This is a genomic window from Aeromicrobium sp., from assembly GCF_036675695.1.
Classification (GTDB): domain Bacteria; phylum Actinomycetota; class Actinomycetes; order Propionibacteriales; family Nocardioidaceae; genus Aeromicrobium.
This window is the reverse complement of the sequence record NZ_JAKFEL010000118.1, coordinates 24,014-42,540: the sequence shown is the minus strand read 5'-3', so window position 1 is coordinate 42,540 and position 18,527 is coordinate 24,014. Positions and strand designations below refer to the sequence as shown.

Sequence of the window (18,527 nt, the reverse complement as noted above, 5' to 3'; positions counted from 1 at the left end):
GGAGCATCGTCGAAGACGATGTTGGCGGCCTTGCCGCCGAGCTCGAGGGTCACCTTCTTGTCGGTGCCGGCGACCGAGCGTGCGATGGCCTTGCCGACGGCTGTCGAGCCGGTGAACGCGACCTTGTCGACGTCCGGGTGGGTGACGAGGGCTTCGCCCGTAGCGCCTGCACCCGTGATGATGTTGACGACACCGGGCGGCAGATCAGCCTGTTGGCACACCTCGGCGAACAGCAGCGCAGTCAGGGGAGTGGTCTCGGCAGGCTTGAGGACGACCGTGTTGCCGGCCGCGAGTGCCGGCGCGATCTTCCAGGCCAGCATCATGATCGGGAAGTTCCACGGGATCACCTGACCCGCGACGCCGAGCGCCTTCGGATCGGGTCCGAGTCCTGCGTAGCCGAGCTTGTCAGCCCAGCCGGCGTAGTAGAAGAACCACTGCGAGACGAGCGGCAGGTCTACGTCGCGCGACTCCTTGATCGGCTTGCCGTTGTCGAGTGACTCGAGGACTGCGAACTCACGCGAGCGCTCGGCCATGATGCGAGCGATGCGGTAGAGGTACTTGGCGCGTTCGCTGCCGGGCAGCTTGGACCAGACGGTCTCGTATGCCTTGCGGGCTGCCTTGACCGCGAGGTCGACGTCGGAGGCTGTGGCCTCGGTGATCTCCGCGAGCACCTCTTCCGACGACGGGCTGATCGACTTGAACGATCCGCCCTTGCCGTCGACGAACTCGCCGTTGATGAACAGCCCGTAGGAGCTCTTGATGTCGACGATCGCCCGCGACTCGGGAGCCGGTGCGTACTCGAAACTCTTCTTCTTGGCAGCCATGTTCAGTCCAGGGTGACGTAGTCGGGGCCGGAGTAGTGGCCGGTGGCCAGCTTCTGGCGTTGCATGAGCAGGTCGTTCAACAGGGTGGAGGCGCCGAACCGGAACCAGTCGGGATCGAGCCAGTCCTCACCGACGATCTCGTTGACCATCACGAGGTACTTGATCGCGTCCTTCGACGTACGGATGCCGCCGGCAGGCTTCACGCCGACCTGGCGGCCGGTCTCGGCGCGGAAGTCGCGCACGGCTTCGAGCATCACCAGCGTGACGGGGAGTGTCGCGGCGGGCTGCACCTTGCCGGTGCTGGTCTTGATGAAATCGGCGCCTGCCTGCATCGCCAGCCACGAGGCCTTGCGGACGTTGTCATACGTCTGCAGCTCGCCGGTCTCGAAGATCACCTTGAGGTGTGCGTGTGACCCGTCGGGCCGGACACAGGCTTCCCGGGTCGCCACGATCTCGTCGTACACGAGGCCGTAGTTGCCTGCGAGGAATGCGCCACGGTCGATGACCATGTCGATCTCGTCAGCACCGGCCTCGACGGCGTCGCGGGTGTCGGCGAGCTTGATGTCGAGAGCTGCTCGGCCGGATGGGAAAGCGGTCGCGACGCTGGCGACGTTGAGTCCGGAATCGCCGAGTGCTTCCTTGGCGATCGCGACCATGTCGGGATAGACGCAAACGGCAGCGGCGGCGGGGCAGGTGGGATCGGTCGGATCGGGTCGCATCGCCTTGTTGGCCAGTGCCCGAACCTTGCCCGGAGTGTCAGATCCTTCGAGCGTCGTCAGGTCGACCATTGAGATGGCGAGGTCGATAGCCCACGCCTTGGAGGTGGTCTTGATCGAGCGGGTACCGAGGCCGGCAGCGCGCGCTTCCACGCCAACCTGATCGACGCCGGGAAGGCCGTCGAGGGTCTTGCGCAGGGATGCAGTCGCAGTCACTCGTCAAGGTTAGTTGCAAGTGGCGCGAGCCGGAAACGTCGCGCGTGGATGGTTGACTGGATGCATGACGACGTCGACCGTCCTCCTTGTGGCCGCGACCTCCCTCACGGGTCTGTCAGCGGGACTCTTCGCGACCTTTTCCTATGCCGTGATGCCCGGGCTGCGCCGCAGCGAGGACGACGCGCTTGTCTCGGCGATGCGCGGCATCAACATCGCGATCATCAATCCGGTGTTCGCTCTCGTGTTCGTCGGATCCTTCATTGCGTCGGTCGCCGCGCTCATCGCCGGATGGGATGACCCGGCACGCCCGTGGATCATCGCGGGCCTTGCCGCGTATGTCGTCGGAGGTTTCGTCGTCACGGGCGCGGTCAATGTGCCGCTCAATGACGCACTCGAGTCGGGGACCGGCAGCTCGGCTTCGCTGCGTGAGTCGTTCGAGGCTCGGTGGGTCAGGTGGAACCACGTGCGATCGGTGCTCACCGTCGCGGCATTCGTGTGCCTGGTGGTGGCAGCGGTCAAGTCCTAGACGCCCAGCGCGGGAGGGCTCTAGAGATTCAGAGCAGCCGCGAGGTCGGACTTGATCGCGGCCAGCGCGGCATCAGCGGTCGTACGTGCGGCCTCGATCGAGTCGTCGACCGGCACGACGATCTCGAGGTAGCACTTGAGCTTGGGTTCGGTGCCCGACGGCCGACAGATGATCCGCCCAGAATTGAACACCAGCCCGCCGTCGAGCTGGAGCCGGATGCCGTCCGTCGGCGGCAGACCGTTGTAGCCGTCGGCGAGATCGTCGACCGCTGTCACGTTCTGGCCGCCGAGGGTGGTCGGCGGTGTCGTACGCAGCGTGTCCATCGCGTTGGCAATGATCGAGAGGTCCTCGACGCGTACGGACAGCTGCGTGGTCGCGTGCAGCCCGTGATCTCGGTAGATGTCATCGAGGCGGTCGATGAGCGTCCTGCCTTCGGCTTTGAGTCCGGCAGCCAGCTCGAGCACCGTGATGATCGCCGAGACGCCGTCCTTGTCACGGGCGATGTCGGGGGCGACGGAGTAGCCGAGCGCTTCTTCATAGCCGTACGCGAGATCCGGGATCTTGCCGATCCACTTGAACCCCGTCAGCGTCTGTTGCCACGGCTGGTCGTACGCCCCGCAGATCCGGCCCAGCAGATCGGAAGACACGATCGACGAGGCGTATGTACCGGTCACGCCCCGACGTAGCAGAAAGTCGGCGAGAAGAGCGCCGACCTGGTCGCCGCTGAGCATTCGGTAGGACTCGCCGTCTCGCACGCCAACAGCACAGCGATCGGCATCGGGGTCGTTGGCCACGATGATGTCGGCGCCGACCTCCGAGGCGAGCTTGAGCGACAGGTCCATCGCGCCCGGCTCTTCGGGATTGGGGAACGCCACGGTCGGGAAGTCAGGATCCGGGTCACCCTGCTGCCGTACGACGTGCAGTGGCGGGAAGCCAGCACGCGCGACGGTCTCGACGAGCGTGTCACGACCGACACCATGCATCGGGGTGTAGACGGCGACGATGTCGCGGGGTCCCTCGTCCGGCAGCGCGACGACGGCCTCGATGTACGCCTCGGCGACCTCCGGACCCAGCAGCTCGTATGCCTCGCTGCGTGGCAGTTCATCCACCCGCGCGACTCGGTCGATCGCGTTCGAGATGTCGGTGTCTTCGGGCGGCACGATCTGGCTCGAGTCGGCGAGGTAGACCTTGTAGCCGTTGTCCTGGGGTGGGTTGTGCGAGGCGGTGACCATCACGCCGGAGCTGCACCCGAGGTGACGGATCGCGAACGCCAGCACGGGCGTCGGCAGGTGAGTCGGCAGCAAGTACGCGTGGACGCCCGCGGCTTCCATGATCTCCGCGGTGTCTCGGGCAAAGATGTCGGAGTTGTAGCGGGCGTCGTAGCCGACCACAACGGACGGCTTGGCCTCGCGCTCGACGAGGTAGGCGGCCAGTCCCGCCGCGGCCTGAGCGACGATCACCCGGTTCATCCGGTTGGGACCTGCACCGAGCGCACCGCGCAGGCCGGCCGTACCGAACTGCAGGCGGCCGGAGAACCGGTCCTCGAGCTCAGCGGTGTCGTTGGCGTCGATCAGAGCCTGGAGCTCGTCTCGGGTGACGGGATCGGGATCCTGGCTCAGCCATTCGAGAGCCTGCTCGACGACACCCATCAGATCCTCGGCAGCACGTCGGCGAGCAACGTACCCATTCGTGACGCCGCAGTCTTGCCCGCTTCGAGCACTTCTTCATGGTTGAGCGGCTCGCCGGAGATTCCGGCCGCGAGGTTGGTGACCAGCGAGAGTCCGAGGACCTCCATACCGGCCTCGCGGGCAGCAATCGCCTCGAGCACCGTGGACATGCCGACCAGGTCGCCGCCGATCGCGCGCACCATGTTGATCTCGGCCGGCGTCTCGTAGTGGGGCCCGGGGAACTGGACGTAGACGCCCTCGTCGAGCGTCGGGTCGACTTCCTGGAACATCGCGCGCAGGCGCGGGGAGTAGAGGTCGGTCAGGTCGACGAAGTGTGCACCCTCGATCGGTGAGGTCGCCGTCAGGTTGATGTGGTCCTTGATGAGCACCGGCGTGCCGGGCACCCAGTTCGGGTTGAGGCCACCGCAGCCATTGGTGAGCACCATTGTCTTCACGCCGGCCGCCGCGGCCGTACGTACGCCGTGCACCACAGAGGCGACGCCGCGTCCCTCGTAGAAATGCGTACGACCCAGGAAGATCAGCAGGCGCTTGTCTCCAAGCGCGAGCGAGCGAATCGTGCCTCCGTGGCCGACCACAGCCGGAGCGCTGAATCCGGGTAGCTCGGCAACGGGGATCTCGAACTCCGGCTTGCCCAAAGCGTCAGCGGCAGGGAGCCAGCCCGATCCCATGACGAGTGCTGTGTCGTGCTGGGCTCCACCCGTGCGATCTCTGATGGCGTCGGCGGCCTGCTGGGCACGTTCTTGGGAGGTGATGTCGGAGGTGCTCACCTGCCGTACGTTATCCGCTCGCCCATCTCAATGGGAGGATGGTGTCGTGACGCATGTGACGATCATTGGTGGCGGCCCCGGTGGCTACGAGGCGGCTCTCGTCGCCTCGCGTCTTGGCGCCGATGTGACGCTGATCGAGCGCGATGGTCTGGGTGGTTCAACCGTGCTCACGGACTGCGTCCCCAGCAAGACGCTCATCGCCACGTCAGACCTGCTGACTGACGTCAGCGGCGCAGCCGAGCTCGGCATCGAGGTGCCCAACGCCGTACGCGCCGATCTCGCCGCCGTTGACAACCGCGTGCTGGCGCTGGCACAGGCTCAGTCCGCCGACATCGCTGATCGGCTTGTCGCCAGTGGCGTGAAGCTCATCTCGGGAACCGCGACGATCGAGTCGGCGCACCTGGTCGTCGTCGACGGCACGCTGCGCATCGACACAGACGCGATCCTGGTGGCAACGGGTGCTCACCCACGCGTCAGCCCAGATGCACAGCCGGATGGCGAGCGGATCCTGACCTGGGAGCAGATCTACGCGCTGCAGAAGCTTCCCGAGCACATGATCGTCGTCGGCTCAGGCGTGACAGGAGCCGAGTTCGCCAGCGCCTACAACGGTCTCGGCGCCACCGTCACTCTCGTGTCGAGCCGCGATCGGGTACTGCCCGGTGAGGACGCCGATGCCGCCACCGTCATCGAAGACGTCTTCAAGCGACGCGGGATGACAGTCCTCGGCAACTCCCGCATGGAGAAGGTCGAACGCACGGACGACGGAGTCCGCGTGACCCTGACTGACGGACGTACGGTCGACGGCTCGCACTGTCTCCTGGCGCTCGGCTCGATCCCCAACACCAACGACCTCGGGCTCGCCGCGGTCGGCGTCGAGTTGAACGAGGGCGGCTTCATCGAGGTCGACAAGGTCTCCCGCACATCGGTACGCGGGGTCTACGCTGCCGGCGACTGCACCGGCGTCCTGATGCTCGCGTCGGTTGCTGCGCAGCAGGGGCGAATCGCCATGTCGCACCTGCTGGGCGACGCCGTTCACCCGCTCGACCTTGGCAAGGTGTCGAGCAACGTGTTCACCTCGCCCGAGATCGCGACGGTCGGGCTGTCGCAGAAACAGGTCGACGAATCTGACATGCAGGTCGTCGCGGCAACTCTTCCGCTCGCGTCCAACGCTCGCGCCAAGATGCAGGGCGTTCATGATGGCTTCGTCAAGATCTTCGCCCGCCGGGGGATGGGCATCGTTGTCGGTGGTGTGGTCGTCGGCCCGAAGGCCAGCGAGCTGATCCACGTCATCTCCCTGGCGGTGTCGGCGTCCCTCACGGTCGACCAGGTTGCCGACGCTTTCACGATCTATCCGTCGCTCTCTGGCTCGGTCGCTGAGGCCGCTCGGCGCCTTCACGGCGCTCCCTGACCGTCGACACTGCCTGAAATTACAGGCATGTAGTTATGTGACACATGTGGCTAATGTGACGAAAGTCGTGTGTAATTCAGTGGTTAGTGAGAGCCTTCCCCGCTCGCTCATCCACCTGAATGGATTGTCTTCATGACACTCAGGCGCCTGCTGTTCCGTGGCCTGGTCCCACTGTCTGTCTTTGCCGTGCTCGCAACCCTGATGGTTGCGCACGGCATCAGTCGCGCAAGCGATGCGCAGACCGACGAGCAGGTGAGCGAAGGCACGCCCGCCGTGGTCCGTGACCGAGCGGTTCCCGTGACGCCAAAGGCGGAGCGTGAGCCGGCTCCGCCCCGCACGAGCGAAGACCAAGCTGAGGAAGACGACGCCCCCGCCGCTGCCGACACGGTGGTCGCACAGCTCCCTCCGACCAAGGTGGCGAAGTTCTCGCTGCTGGGCGTCACCTGGCGTGAAGGCTTGGTCGACGCTGACACCGCCGTCGAAGTGCGTTGGCGCGGCGACGACGGATGGTCTGATTGGACCGAGCTTCATGTTGAGCCATCGAACGAGGGCACGCCTGGAACCGAGCCCTACTGGGTCGGCAGCGCCGACGCAGCAGCCGTACGCGTCCTTTCGACATCTGACGCTGCTCCACGAGGACTTGAGCTCGCCACGATCGACCCAGGCAAGATGCCGACGTCTGCGGCGCTGCGGACGGTTGCCGCCGTTGCACAACCGACGATCATTTCGCGCGCAGCATGGGGTGCCAGCAACAGCGGATCGTGTGACAGTCCCATTTACGGATCGTCACTGCGTGGAGCAGTGATTCACCACACGGCAGGCAGCAACACAGAACCGGCGGACCGGTCGGCGGCAGTCGTGAAGGCAACGCAGGCGTATCACATGAACAGTCGCGACTGGTGCGACATCGCCTACAACTTCCTGGTCGACCGCTACGGCCAGATCTTCGAGGGACGCCGAGGCGGGATCGACAAGGTCGTCCGCGGAGCCCACTCGGGCAACGGCTCGGTCAACGAACAGACAACCGGCATCTCGCTGATGGGTACGTTCACCACGGCCGCTCCCACGACGGCGATGAAGAGCGCCGTCGTGCGCCTCACGGCGTGGAAGCTTGCCCTTCACGGCGTCCCGGCAAAGGGCACGTACTCGCTGGGTGGAAAGACACTCAACCGCATCGCCGGCCACCGTGATGTCGTCAGCACAGCATGCCCAGGTGCCACGGTCTACTCGTGGCTGACCTCCACCAGCTCGACCGGTCTGCGAACACAGGTCGCAGACACGATCGCTGCTGGCGGTTCGTCCACGACGTTGCCGACACCTACCGGGCTTGCCGTCACAGGTCGCACCATGACGAGCGTCGCCCTCGACTGGAACTACGTCGAGGGAGCGGAGCGCTATCACGTGAAGGTGTCGACGTCGTCGACGATGTCATCGCCGGTGTTTGCCAAATTCGACGTGAGCAAGGGCACCGTGACTGGCCTCAAGCCCGGCACGAGGTACTACTTCAGCGTTGTCGTGGTCGATCCCGTGAAGAACGTGCGGCTCAGCTCGTACACCGCGGCTCCTCACCCGACGGCCGAGACGTACCCCGCCGCAACACCCGAGAATCTCGCGATCTCCTCGGCGTCGACGTCCTCGCTTTCCCTGAACTGGGATGACCTGGCGGGTGCCGAGAAGTACCACGTGAAGGTGTCGACGTCGTCGACGATGTCATCTCCCATCTACGGGCGATTCACGGCGAGCGAAGGAACGGTGTCGGGCTTGAAGTCCGGCACGAAGTACTACGCCAGCGTCGTCGCGGTGGACCCGGTGCTGGGGACCCGGATCGGCGACTACAGCCAGGCTCCGCATCCGAGCGCCACCACTGAAGGCGGCACGACGAGCACAACCACCCGCAACACGGTGACCGTCCCGTCTACGAGACAGTTCACGGTCACCGGCCACGGTTACGGTCACGGCATCGGGATGAGCCAGCACGGCGCTCAGGGTGCCGCAAAGGCTGGCGAGAAGTTCGCCTCGATTCTGTCGACCTACTACCCCGGAACAGCCCTCGGCACAAAGACCGGCAACATCCGGGTGCTGATCACCAAGGACACAACGGCCTCGGTCATGATCCGCGCTCGCTCTGCGCTGACCTTCCGCAAGGGATGGGACGGCACGCCGGTGTCACTTCCGTCGACGATTGGCGGCGCTGCAGTCACGCGATGGATGATCGTGCCGCTGTCGTCCGACAAGACCAAGTCGACCTTGAAGTACATGACGACTGGGTCATGGATCACGTACAACAAGATGGTCTGGACCGGCGAGGCACAGTTTGAGGCGTCTGCGATCCGGCTCATCCTGCCCGGCGGTAGCGACGTCAAATATCGTGGCGCGTTGCGGTCCGCCTCGCCGACTGCCGGATCGAGCGATCGCAACACCCTGAATGTTCTTCCGATCGAGTCGTACGTCCGTGGTGTCGTCGCCGCCGAGATGCCGTCCTCCTGGCACCCCGAAGCGCTCAAGGCGCAATCCGTCGCGGCGCGTACGTATGGCGTTCGCAGCATAGTGCGGTCGCGCTACTACGACCTGTGTGACACCACGAGCTGCCAGGTCTATCGCGGCTATGCGGTCGAGACCGAGGCCACGGACGCAGCGATCGCGGCGACGAGGTCGAAGATCCTGACGTACGAGGGCACGCCCGCGTTCACGCAGTTCTCGTCCTCATCGGGCGGATACACCGCCGCCGGCAGCCAGCCGTACCTCAAGGCGGTACCAGACCCGCACGATGACTGGTCGGGCAACGCCAACCACCTGTGGACCAAGACGGTCTCCGCCTCCACGATCGAGAAGGCGCATCCGTCTCTCGGCACACTCAAGTCGCTCACAGTCACGAAGCGCAATGGGTTCGGCGATTGGAACGGACGAGTTGTCAGTCTGGACCTGGTGGGCTCGCAGAAGACCATCACGATCTCCGGAAACACCGCTCGTACGTTGTTGGGCCTCAAGTCGAATTGGTTCCGCTTCTAGCTGGACTGACTCCACGGCTCACGTACGATGGCCCCATGCATCTCGGGGGAAAGCTCGTTCTGTCGGTCATCCTGGCGGGCTTGGTCGTGTCTGGATGTCAGTCCGGTTCCACCTCGCCTCAGGCTGCGCCCGGGCATTCGAGCCCCGCGCCAAAGAGTCCTGAGGCCACGCCATCGCCGGCCAAGAGTCGTTCGATCGCCGTTCCTGCGCCGGTTCGGACCTCAGATGGTTTGGTCGCCGAGCTGGCACCGACCAAGACGAAGAAGTTCGCCCTCCTCGGCGTGACTTGGGACCGAACCGAAAACGATCTCGACGTGACGGTTGAAGTTCGGGTGCGTTCGGCCGAGGGCTGGTCGGCCTGGGTGCCTCTCGAAGTCGACAACGATGGCGGCGAAGCCGGGCGCGGTGGAACCGAGCCGTGGTGGGTCGAGAACGCCGACGAGGTTCGCGCGCGAGTCACGACCGCGAGCGGCGCATCGCCGACTGGCGTCAAGGTGATCACGGTTGATCCGGGCGATGTCGACGCCCCAGCCTCCGCGGACGTTCCGGCGTTCTACTCGTCGAGCAGCACGTCTTCGGTCGTCTCGGTGGCTGATGGTCAGACATTTACCCCGAAGCCCACGATCAGGTCGCGTTCGTCCTGGAATGCACGAGCAGCCAATGGCTGCGACGAGGACGGCTACGACACGTACGGCGACACGACACTCGGCGTCAACCTGCACCATACGGCGGGCACCAACTCCTATTCCAAGAGCCAGTCCGCATCGATCGTCAAGGGCATCCAGAAGTTCCATCAGTCCGGACGTGGTTGGTGCGACATCGCCTACAACTTCCTCGTGGACAAGTATGGCCAGATCTTTGAGGGCCGTTTTGGCGGCGTAGACAAGCCCGTGCGCGGATCGCATTCGGGCAACAACACCGTCAACGAACGGACCATGGGCATCGCGTTGATGGGCAACCTCGACAAGGCCAGGCCCACGTCAGCCATGAAGACCTCGGCGGTCAAGCTTGCTGGCTGGCGCCTCGCGACCTACTACAAGCCCGCCAAGGGCTCCGTGAGCATCGGCAGCAAGACACTTCAGCGAATCTCCGGCCACCGCAACGTGGTGAGCACCGCCTGCCCCGGCAAGTACGGCTACTCGTGGCTCCTCGCCTCGGGCGGCATGCGTGACCGCGTCTCGTCCTACATTTCGAACTACCAGTCCAAGATCAAGACCGCCGCGCAGAGCCTTGACGGTCTCACCGGATCGGTGACTGGTTCGGTCAAGCAAGGCGAGATCGGCGGCGACACACGTCGTCGCACGATGTTCAGCAGGATGAACATCTTCTGGCTCGCCCCCAGCGCGAGCGCCTTCGTCGTCGCGGGAGCCGCGAAGACGGTCCACGAGAAGCTCGGCATGCAGAACGGCGTGCTCGGATTCCCGATGGCAAACATGGCGGCTTCATCGATCTCGGGCCTGAGCGTTCAACCTTTCCAGAACGGCGCGATCTACCAGACTGCGACCGGAACCTACGGGCTCTACGGCGACATCTATACGAAGTACGTGTCCGCCAGCGTGGGTGGTCCCAGCGGCCAGCTTGGCGTTCCGAAGTCGGGCGTCGTGGTGAGCGGCACGACCAAGACGGTTACGTTCGAGCACGGCACCATCACGCAGAACGGCACCGCCGAGCCGGTTGTGGCTCTGAGCGCACCGGCAGAAGGCGCGCCAAGTCAGTTGGCGCCTGAAACGGCGGAGCCGACACCCAGTGCCAGCGAAGAGGGCGTCGAGCCCGTTTCGCAGGCCTTCCCAGTCCTGTGGTTACGCAGGTCTGGGATGATCTCTGCATGACAGCGCTGCTCAAGTCGATTGCGATCTCGTTGACCGCGAATGCCGCCTCGTTGGCGTTCGCCGCGTGGCTCTTCGATCGGTTCAACATACGGTTCGGCTGGTTCGTCGTTGCCGCTGTGTTGGTGACGCTGTTGACCGTGACATTGCGCGAGATTGTCATCGGCACCGTCAACCGATTCGCTCGCGGTTACACGATCGCTGGCGGCCTGGTGCTGACCGCGCTGGTGCTGTTGCTGACGGAGCTGGTCGTCCCCGAGTCCGGGTTCTACATCGACGGCTGGGGCACCTGGATCGGTGTGGTCCTTATCGTCTGGGCAGCCGGAATCGCCTACGGCGAAGTCGACAAGAAGGCTCCCGCACCGCGAGCGTAGCGAGCGCGTGCGGGAGGGCTAGGGAGCGAAGCGACCGGGAGCGTCCGCGCCGCGAAGCCGCCAGGCGCGAAGCCCAGGTGAGCCGACGACGCTAAGTAACCGTCGCGCAGCGTCTTGGACTACTCCGCAGCGTCCTTGATCTCGGCGATGACCTGACCGGATGTGACCGTGGCGCCGACCTCGATCGAGAGTCCCGTCACGACACCGTCGCGGTGTGCGTTGATGGGCTGCTCCATCTTCATGGCCTCGACGACCACGATCTGATCGCCGGCAGCAACGGTCTGACCTTCCTCGACGGCGATCTTGACGACGGTGCCCTGCATTGGAGCGGTGAGCGAGTCGCCGCTGGCGGCAGCACCGGCGGCCTTGCCACCCTTGCGCTTGGGCTTCTTGGGACCGGCAGCAGCGGCTGTAGCGCCGAGTCCGCCGGGGAGAACGACTTCGACTCGCTTGCCGCCGACCTCGACGACAACGCGCTCGCGCTCAGCGGGCTCGTCGCCTGTTTCGGTGTCGCCACCGTACGGCTCGAGCTCGTTGACGTAGTCGGTCTCGATCCAGGTCGTGTAGACCGTGAACTTGCCGTCAGGAGCAGCGAATGCCGGATCGTCGACGACCGAGCGGTGGAACGGGATCACGGTCGGCATGCCGTCGACGACGAACTCGTCGAGCGCGCGGCGTGAACGCTGCAGAACCTGCTCGCGCGACGTACCGGTGATGATCAGCTTGGCAACGAGGGAGTCGAACGATCCGGGGATCGTCTCGCCCTCTTCGTATCCGCCGTCGAGTCGTACGCCGGGGCCCGACGGGGGAGCCCACTTGGTCAGTGTGCCGGGAGCCGGGAGGAAGCCGCGGCCTCCGTCTTCGGCGTTGATGCGGAACTCCATCGAGTGGCCGCGGATCTCGGGATCGTCGTAGCCGAGCTCTTCGCCGGCCGCGATGCGGAACATCTCGCGTACGAGGTCGATTCCGGTGACCTCTTCGGAGACGGGGTGCTCGACCTGGAGACGGGTGTTGACCTCGAGGAAGCTGATCGTGCCATCGGCCGCGACGAGGAACTCACACGTACCGGCGCCGACATATCCGGCTTCCTTGAGGATCGCCTTGGAGGACGAGTAGAGGCGCTCGATCTGGTCATCGGTCAGGAACGGCGCAGGTGCCTCCTCGACGAGCTTCTGGTGACGACGCTGCAGCGAGCAGTCGCGGGTCGAGATCACGACGACGTTGCCGTGGCTGTCGGCGAGGCACTGGGTCTCGACGTGACGGGGCTTGTCGAGGAACTTCTCGACCAGGCACTCGCCGCGGCCGAAGGCGCTGACAGCCTCGCGTACTGCTGACTCGAACAGCTCGGGGATCTCTTCGATCGTGCGGGCGACCTTGAGTCCACGACCGCCACCGCCGAACACTGCCTTGATGGCGACCGGCAGGCCGTTCTCCTTGGCGAACGCGACGACTTCGTCGGCGTCCTGGACAGCGTCCTTGGTGCCCGGCGCGAGTGGTGCGTTGGCCTTCAGGGCGAGCTGCTTGGCCTTGGCCTTGTCACCGAGGTTCTCGATCGCGTGCGGGGGAGGACCAATCCAGATCAGCCCGGCGTCGATGACGGCCTGGGCGAACTCGGCATTCTCGGCGAGGAACCCGTAGCCGGGGTGCACGCTGTCGGCGCCGGAGCGTTCGGCGATGGCGAGGATCTTCTCGATCGAGAGGTAGGACTCGGCAGGCGTGGAGCCCTCGAGGGAGTAGGCCTCGTCGGCGAGGCGTACGAAGACTGAGTCACGATCGGCCTCGGCGTAGACGGCGACGCTTCCGATGCCGGAGTCCTTGCAGGCGCGAATCACGCGAACGGCGATTTCGCCGCGGTTGGCGATCAGGACCTTGGACAGGGGCTTGCTCACGAAATGCTCTCCTCGACACGGGACAGGGCTGCCTCGTGAGTCTAGGGGTTCCGAGCTGTGGGCTGAGTATGAGGTTGGTTACCCGGACGTACGGTTTCGGCGACTCGTGGTGATGGGGTGCCGGCGAGATTGTGCAGTTTGGTTAACGGTTGTTAACATCGACGTATGAACTTTGCCTTGTCCAAGGAACACGAGACCTTCCGCGGGATCGTCCGTGAGTTCGCTGAGGCGGAGATCGCTCCGCACGTTGCGAAGTGGGACAAGGACCATCATTTCCCCGTCGATCTGATCCAGAAGATGGGCAATCTCGGACTGTTCGGCCTGACCTCACCCGAGGAGTACGGCGGGGCTGACGGCGACTTCACCAGCCTTTGTGTCGCGATCGAGGAGCTCGGCCGCGTCGACCAGTCGATCGGCATCACCCTCGAGGGCGCAGTCGGTCTCGGCATCAACCCGATCCTGACGTTTGGCACCCCGGAGCAGAAGGAGAAGTGGCTCCCCGACCTGGTGACTGGGCAGGCGCTCGCAGGGTTCGGCCTCACCGAGCCCGGAGCCGGCTCCGATGCCGGCGCGACCAAGACCAAGGCCGAACTGGATGGCGACGAATGGGTCATCAACGGCGCGAAGCAGTTCATCACAAACTCGGGCACGGACATCACGTCGCTGGTCACCGTGACCGCGCGTACGGGAACCCGCGAGGACGGACGTCCGGAGCTCTCGACGATCATTGTTCCCTCGGGCACGCCGGGCTTCGTCGTCGAGCCCGCGTACGACAAGCTCGGCTGGCACATCTCTGACACACATCCCTTGTCTTTCGTCGACGCACGCGTACCCGCTGATCACCTGCTGGGTCAGCGCGGCCGTGGCTACGCCCAGTTCCTCGCCACCCTCGACGACGGTCGCGTGGCGATCGCCGCTCTCGCAGTCGGCTGCATCCAGGCCTGCCTCGAGCTTTGCGTGCAGTACGCGGGGGAGCGCACGACCTTCGGCGTGCCGATCGGAGCCAAGCAGGGTGTGGCCTTCCAGGTCGCTGACCTCTCCGTGATGGCACAGGCCGGTCGCGCGCTCGTTTATCAGGCAGCCGCCATGAAGGACGCTGGAGCTGACGGCAAGGAGTTCCGTCGGGCCGCCTCGATCGCGAAGCTCTACACCTCGGAGTCGGCTGTCACGGCCACTCGTGTTGCGACGCAGGTGTTCGGTGGCTACGGCTTCATGGAGGAGTACCCAGTCGCCCGGTTCTATCGCGACGCCAAGATCCTCGAGATCGGCGAAGGCACCTCAGAGGTCCAGCGGATGCTCATTGCGCGCGGGCTGGGTCTCCCCGTCGAATGACCAGTCATTCGTAGCGGTGGCAGTTGTCAGACGGCGCGGGTTAACTGGCGGGTATGAGCCCATCCACCCTTGCAACAGGCCTCGACCAGGCCGTCGCCCTCGTCGACAGCATCTCGGCTGACCAGCTCGATCTGCCGACTCCATGCTCCCAATGGAATGTGCGTGATCTTGCCAATCACCTGACCAACAGCGCGGCACAGATGGCGGTCATGGCGCAGGGTGGCAAGCCTGACTGGAGCTCGCTGGCGACGCACCATGACAATCCTGGGTCGGTGCTTCGTCAGGCTGCCGACGACATCGTTGCGGCGTTCGACGCAGGCACTGAAGCACCCGAAGGCATGGTCGTCTCCGAGTTGGCGGTCCACACATGGGACCTCGCGACAGCGCTGGGCCGCGACACCAACGAGCTTGAGCCCGCTGTCGCTGAAGCCGGCTACGCGTTCATGACGAAATCGCTCACCGACGACAACAGAGGTGACGCGTTCGCCCCCGAGCAGGCTGCTCCGGAGGGCGCCAACACCTACGAGCGCATTGCAGCGTTCGCGGGCCGATCAGTTCAGGACTGAACTGTCACAGGTTGGTCATCTTGGCGCAGGGGAGCGGGATGTGCTTCGCGCCATCGCCGAAGTCGACCTGAACCGAGGTAGTGCCCTGCATGCTGACGATGCGGCCGAGACCGTAGGTGTCATGAGAGACGCGAGCGCCTACTTCGTACACCTCCGCCACAACCTCCGGGCCTGCCTGGAAGGGACTGGATGCGTGGTAGCGGCGTCGCCGCGGTGAGGTTGCCATCGTTTGACCATTGTCCCACTTTTCGGTGAACAAATGCCAACTGGCTCAGGGAGTCGGACGCTGCCAGAGCTCAGGCCAGGCGATTCCGAGATCGCCGACCAGCTCTCGGAGCAGGGGCAGGGACAGACCGATCACGTTGTGGTGATCGCCCTCGACGCCGGTGACGAACGCTCCGCCGAGGCCGTCGATCGTGAATGCACCGGCAACGTTCATCGGCTCGCCGGTGGCGACGTAGGCATCGATCTCGGCGTCGCTGATATCGGCGAAGTGCACGATCGTGGACGCCGTCTCGACAAACTCCTCAGCGCCGCGGCGTACGCAGTGGCCGGTATGGAGCACCCCACTCTTGCCGCGCATCCGACGCCAACGACCGGCTGCTTCGACCGGTCCGGCGGGCTTGCCGAAGATCTCGCCCTCGAAGGCGAGCACTGAGTCGCAGCCGATGACCAGCGTGTCCGGGTCGACCTGCGGTGCAACGGCGCGGCACTTGAGCTGGGCAAGCGCAGCCGCGAGGTTGGCCGCATCAGTCGTGGTGATCTGGTCTTCGTTGACGCCCGAGACGATGACGTCGGGGTGGATTCCTGCCGAGCGCAGCAGCGCAAGACGTGCCGGCGAAGCAGAGGCGAGGACAACTCTCATTGGGCCACCTCGTGACGAGCGCGGACGACTTCAAGTCTTGGTTCAGCGAGAAGGTCGGTGATGAGCGCTTCTGATCCACCGACGCCGCTCCACGATCCTTCGATGTCGGTCGTGACGAACCAGGTGTGGTCGTCAGGCCAGAACAGGTTGGGACTGTTGAGGTCGCGAGGCACGCCGACGCCGTACGCCGCCGCGCCCCACAACCCGGCGTGAGCGAGGGGTCCGGCGAACAGCAGGTAGTCACGTGATCCGACAACCAGTCGCGGTCCGTCGAGCACCGCTGCGGCGAAGGCGGGAGGCGGAGGCTCTTTGGGCTTCGGCTTGCCGAACAGTCGGCCCGGCCACGGTGCGGGACCAGCGAACGTGGTCAGGAACGCGACCGATTCGCCGCCATAGATCTCGCCGTAGCCATCCCACAACGCGAAGAAGCAGTGCTCAGCAGTGGAGGTGTGGCGCCCGAGAACGTCGCACAGGGCAGCCAGCTCGTCCTCCGGTAGGTGGCCGTCTATGCGCTCAGTGCCGTCAGCGCCTTCGCGCCATGGATGGAGCACGCGGGCATACGACTCGAACCCGGCAGGACCCAGATCGCCGACGTCACCGAACCAGTCGGCGGCCGAGAACTCAGCCAGCGGGCGCAGCGGCACGGTCAGCCGCCGAACGCCGAGCTGCGCCACTGGCCAGGGCCAAAGCGGTGCGGAGTGCGGGCCACGCGCGCTGGGTGGCCCCACTGCGAGCGCGGAGCCGTCTTCGTACGAGAGGCAGCGTGAGCAGCGGCAGCATTGCGAGCCGCGATGACGGCAACGAGTGCCGCAAGCTCCTCGGGCGTCAGGTCACCCTTGACGACCCGAAGAACAGGCTTCGCGACTGGTGTCGCCTCAACGGGCTCGGTCACAGCGGGATGTTTCCGTGCTTCTTGGGCGGCAGGGTCTCGCGCTTGGTCTTGAGCAGGCGGAGAGCCTTGACGACCTCGGCGCGGGTCTGCGACGGCGCGATCACGGAGTCGATGTATCCGCGCTCGGCGGCGAGGTAGGGGTTGCAGAGCGTGTCCTCGTACTCGGTCATCAGCTCGGCACGCTTGGCTTCCGGGTCGTCCGCCGCTGCGATTTCCTTGCGGTAGAGGATGCCGACGGCACCGGATGCGCCGACGACGGCGATCTGGGCGGAGGGCCAGGCGATGTTGACGTCAGCGCCGAGGTGCTTGGAGCCCATGACGTCGTAGGCACCGCCATACGCCTTGCGGGTGATGACAGTGACCAGCGGGACGGTGGCCTCGGCGTACGCGTAGATCAGCTTGGCGCCGCGACGGATGATGCCGTTCCATTCCTGGTCCGTGCCGGGCAGGAAGCCGGGCACATCCACGAAGGTCAGGACGGGGATGTTGAACGCGTCGCAGGTGCGTACGAATCGGGCAGCCTTCTCGGATGCGTCGATGTCGAGGCAGCCGGCGAACTGCATCGGCTGGTTGGCGACGATGCCGACACTGCGACCTTCGACGCGGCCATAGCCGATCACGATGTTGGGGGCGAACAACGGCATGACCTCGAGGAAGTCACCGTCGTCGACGATCGACTCAATCACGGTGTGCATGTCGTACGGCTGGTTGGCCGAGTCAGGGATCAGCGTGTCGAGCGCGAGATCAACGTCGGTCGGCTCGAGGTCGGCGACCGTGTCGTACGGCTCCGGCTCTTCCATGTTGTTCTGCGGGAGGTAGGAGATGAGCGCCTTGACGTACTCGATGGCGTCTTCTTCATCGGCACCCATGTAGTGGGCATTGCCGCTCTTGGTGTTGTGCGTGCGGGCGCCACCCAGGTCTTCCATCGTGACGTCCTCGCCGGTGACCGTCTTGATGATGTCGGGGCCGGTGATGAACATGTTGGACGTCTTGTCGACCATCACGACGAAGTCGGTGACGGCGGGAGAGTAGACGTGGCCGCCAGCGTTGGTGCCCATGATCAGCGAGATCTGGGGGATGACGCCCGAAGCGTGCACGTTGCGCTTGAAGATCTCGCCGTAGAGGCCGAGCGAGACGACGCCCTCCTGGATACGAGCGCCGGCGCCTTCGTTGATGCCGATGATCGGGCAGCCGGACTTGATCGCGAGGTCCATGACCTTGGTGATCTTCTCGCCGTAGACCTGACCGAGAGACCCGCCGAAGATCGAGAAGTCCTGGCTGAACACGCAGACCTGGCGGCCGTCGATCGTGCCGTAACCCGTGATGACACCATCGCCGAGCGGACGGTTCTTCTCGAGGCCGAATGCGGTGCTCCGGTGACGGGCGAACGCGTCGAGCTCGACGAACGATCCCTCGTCCAGCAGCTGGTGGATGCGCTCGCGGGCGCTGCCTCGTCCCTTGGCGTGCTGCTTCTCGGCGGCGCGGTTGGCGAGCTCGTTGAGGAGCTCGTCCTGTCGGCGTTCGAAGTCGGCGAGCTTGCCTGCTGTGGTGTGCAGCTCGGGGTGCTCTTCGAGCACGTCGGGATTGGGGTTATTTGCCTTGGTCACGGGCCACAGCGTAACGAGTCGG

The 18,527-nt window shown here is 65.1% G+C and carries 17 protein-coding genes; 7 read left to right on the top strand and 10 right to left on the bottom strand.

The features are described 5' to 3' along the window. Together V6M39_RS07595 and deoC are read right to left on the bottom strand one after the other, a co-directional pair. Positions 1–824: aldehyde dehydrogenase family protein (locus V6M39_RS07595; RefSeq protein WP_332643196.1), on the bottom strand; the 824-nt coding region annotated here is incomplete at its 3' end. Between the two features lie 2 nt (positions 825–826). Next, complete coding sequence (deoC, locus tag V6M39_RS07590) at positions 827–1,756, bottom strand: deoxyribose-phosphate aldolase (RefSeq protein WP_332643195.1); 930 nt, start codon at positions 1,754–1,756, stop codon at positions 827–829. A 64-nt stretch (positions 1,757–1,820) separates the two neighbouring features. Between deoC and V6M39_RS07585 the strand changes: the two genes are divergently transcribed. Further along, positions 1,821–2,282, top strand: coding sequence for an anthrone oxygenase family protein (locus V6M39_RS07585; RefSeq protein ID WP_332643194.1), 462 nt, complete (start codon positions 1,821–1,823; stop codon positions 2,280–2,282). Between the two features lie 20 nt (positions 2,283–2,302). On the opposite strand, the gene V6M39_RS07580 is transcribed toward V6M39_RS07585, so the two are convergent. Both V6M39_RS07580 and V6M39_RS07575 read right to left on the bottom strand, forming a co-directional pair. Then, positions 2,303–3,931 carry a phospho-sugar mutase gene (locus V6M39_RS07580; protein ID WP_332643193.1) on the bottom strand — a complete coding sequence of 543 codons (1,629 nt, stop codon included), beginning with the start codon at positions 3,929–3,931 and terminating at the stop codon, positions 2,303–2,305. Beyond that, positions 3,931–4,737 (bottom strand): purine-nucleoside phosphorylase, encoded by an 807-nt coding sequence (locus V6M39_RS07575; protein ID WP_332643192.1) that lies wholly within the window; start codon positions 4,735–4,737, stop codon positions 3,931–3,933. Before V6M39_RS07575 ends, V6M39_RS07580 begins: the two co-directional genes overlap by 1 nt. 46 nt (positions 4,738–4,783) lie before the next feature. On the opposite strand from V6M39_RS07575, the gene V6M39_RS07570 reads away from it, so the two are divergent. The 4 genes from V6M39_RS07570 to V6M39_RS07555 all read left to right on the top strand — a co-directional run bounded on the left by V6M39_RS07570 (position 4,784) and on the right by V6M39_RS07555 (position 11,354). Continuing rightward, positions 4,784–6,145 carry an NAD(P)H-quinone dehydrogenase gene (locus tag V6M39_RS07570; protein ID WP_332643191.1) on the top strand — a complete coding sequence of 454 codons (1,362 nt, stop codon included), beginning with the start codon at positions 4,784–4,786 and terminating at the stop codon, positions 6,143–6,145. Positions 6,146–6,277: 132 nt separating this feature from the next. Next, the gene (locus V6M39_RS07565; protein WP_332643190.1) at positions 6,278–9,154 is read left to right on the top strand and encodes a SpoIID/LytB domain-containing protein; all 2,877 of its coding nucleotides are present in this window, start codon (positions 6,278–6,280) and stop codon (positions 9,152–9,154) included. A 35-nt stretch (positions 9,155–9,189) separates the two neighbouring features. Further along, positions 9,190–10,983 (top strand): N-acetylmuramoyl-L-alanine amidase, encoded by a 1,794-nt coding sequence (locus tag V6M39_RS07560; RefSeq protein ID WP_332643189.1) that lies wholly within the window; start codon positions 9,190–9,192, stop codon positions 10,981–10,983. After that, on the top strand, positions 10,980–11,354 hold the full coding sequence (locus tag V6M39_RS07555) for a hypothetical protein (RefSeq protein ID WP_332643188.1): 375 nt from the start codon (positions 10,980–10,982) through the stop codon (positions 11,352–11,354). Before V6M39_RS07560 ends, V6M39_RS07555 begins: the two co-directional genes overlap by 4 nt. A 119-nt stretch (positions 11,355–11,473) precedes the next feature. On the opposite strand, the gene V6M39_RS07550 is transcribed toward V6M39_RS07555, so the two are convergent. Beyond that, complete coding sequence (locus V6M39_RS07550) at positions 11,474–13,243, bottom strand: acetyl/propionyl/methylcrotonyl-CoA carboxylase subunit alpha (protein ID WP_332643187.1); 1,770 nt, start codon at positions 13,241–13,243, stop codon at positions 11,474–11,476. 165 nt (positions 13,244–13,408) lie between these two features. Here V6M39_RS07550 and V6M39_RS07545 point away from each other — a divergent pair, with 165 nt between their 5' ends. Both V6M39_RS07545 and V6M39_RS07540 read left to right on the top strand, forming a co-directional pair. Beyond that, positions 13,409–14,575 (top strand): acyl-CoA dehydrogenase family protein, encoded by a 1,167-nt coding sequence (locus V6M39_RS07545; protein WP_332643186.1) that lies wholly within the window; start codon positions 13,409–13,411, stop codon positions 14,573–14,575. 53 nt (positions 14,576–14,628) lie between these two features. Then, a complete protein-coding gene (locus V6M39_RS07540; protein WP_332643185.1) occupies positions 14,629–15,141 on the top strand; it encodes a maleylpyruvate isomerase family mycothiol-dependent enzyme in 513 nt (170 codons plus the stop codon). Positions 15,142–15,145: 4 nt separating this feature from the next. Here the strand turns inward: V6M39_RS07540 and V6M39_RS07535 are convergent, their stop codons facing one another. The 5 genes from V6M39_RS07535 to V6M39_RS07515 are packed head-to-tail and all read right to left on the bottom strand — an operon-like array spanning position 15,146 to position 18,505. Then, positions 15,146–15,367: a hypothetical protein gene (locus tag V6M39_RS07535; RefSeq protein ID WP_309971539.1), complete on the bottom strand. Its 222-nt coding sequence runs from the start codon at positions 15,365–15,367 to the stop codon at positions 15,146–15,148. 45 nt (positions 15,368–15,412) lie between these two features. Further along, entirely contained in the window at positions 15,413–16,006 is a 594-nt protein-coding gene (locus V6M39_RS07530) for a Maf family protein (RefSeq protein ID WP_332643184.1), read from the bottom strand. Further along, the gene (locus V6M39_RS07525) at positions 16,003–16,680 is read right to left on the bottom strand and encodes a hypothetical protein (protein ID WP_332643183.1); all 678 of its coding nucleotides are present in this window, start codon (positions 16,678–16,680) and stop codon (positions 16,003–16,005) included. Before V6M39_RS07525 ends, V6M39_RS07530 begins: the two co-directional genes overlap by 4 nt. Continuing rightward, positions 16,653–16,898, bottom strand: coding sequence for an acyl-CoA carboxylase subunit epsilon (locus V6M39_RS07520; RefSeq protein WP_332643182.1), 246 nt, complete (start codon positions 16,896–16,898; stop codon positions 16,653–16,655). Before V6M39_RS07520 ends, V6M39_RS07525 begins: the two co-directional genes overlap by 28 nt. Continuing rightward, positions 16,895–18,505: an acyl-CoA carboxylase subunit beta gene (locus V6M39_RS07515; RefSeq protein ID WP_332643181.1), complete on the bottom strand. Its 1,611-nt coding sequence runs from the start codon at positions 18,503–18,505 to the stop codon at positions 16,895–16,897. Before V6M39_RS07515 ends, V6M39_RS07520 begins: the two co-directional genes overlap by 4 nt. Positions 18,506–18,527: the final 22 nt, after the last annotated feature.

Bases quoted from the DNA above. Each gene is read 5' to 3' on its own strand.
- V6M39_RS07585 (WP_332643194.1), top strand. From the start codon at position 1,821: ATGACGACGTCGACCGTCCTCCTTGTGGCCGCGACCTCCCTCACGGGT.
- V6M39_RS07580 (WP_332643193.1), bottom strand. From the start codon at position 3,931: ATGGGTGTCGTCGAGCAGGCTCTCGAATGGCTGAGCCAGGATCCCGAT.
- V6M39_RS07565 (WP_332643190.1), top strand. From the start codon at position 6,278: ATGACACTCAGGCGCCTGCTGTTCCGTGGCCTGGTCCCACTGTCTGTC.
- V6M39_RS07560 (WP_332643189.1), top strand. From the start codon at position 9,190: ATGCATCTCGGGGGAAAGCTCGTTCTGTCGGTCATCCTGGCGGGCTTG.
- V6M39_RS07555 (WP_332643188.1), top strand. From the start codon at position 10,980: ATGACAGCGCTGCTCAAGTCGATTGCGATCTCGTTGACCGCGAATGCC.
- V6M39_RS07545 (WP_332643186.1), top strand. From the start codon at position 13,409: ATGAACTTTGCCTTGTCCAAGGAACACGAGACCTTCCGCGGGATCGTC.
- V6M39_RS07540 (WP_332643185.1), top strand. From the start codon at position 14,629: ATGAGCCCATCCACCCTTGCAACAGGCCTCGACCAGGCCGTCGCCCTC.
- V6M39_RS07535 (WP_309971539.1), bottom strand. From the start codon at position 15,367: ATGGCAACCTCACCGCGGCGACGCCGCTACCACGCATCCAGTCCCTTC.
- V6M39_RS07530 (WP_332643184.1), bottom strand. From the start codon at position 16,006: ATGAGAGTTGTCCTCGCCTCTGCTTCGCCGGCACGTCTTGCGCTGCTG.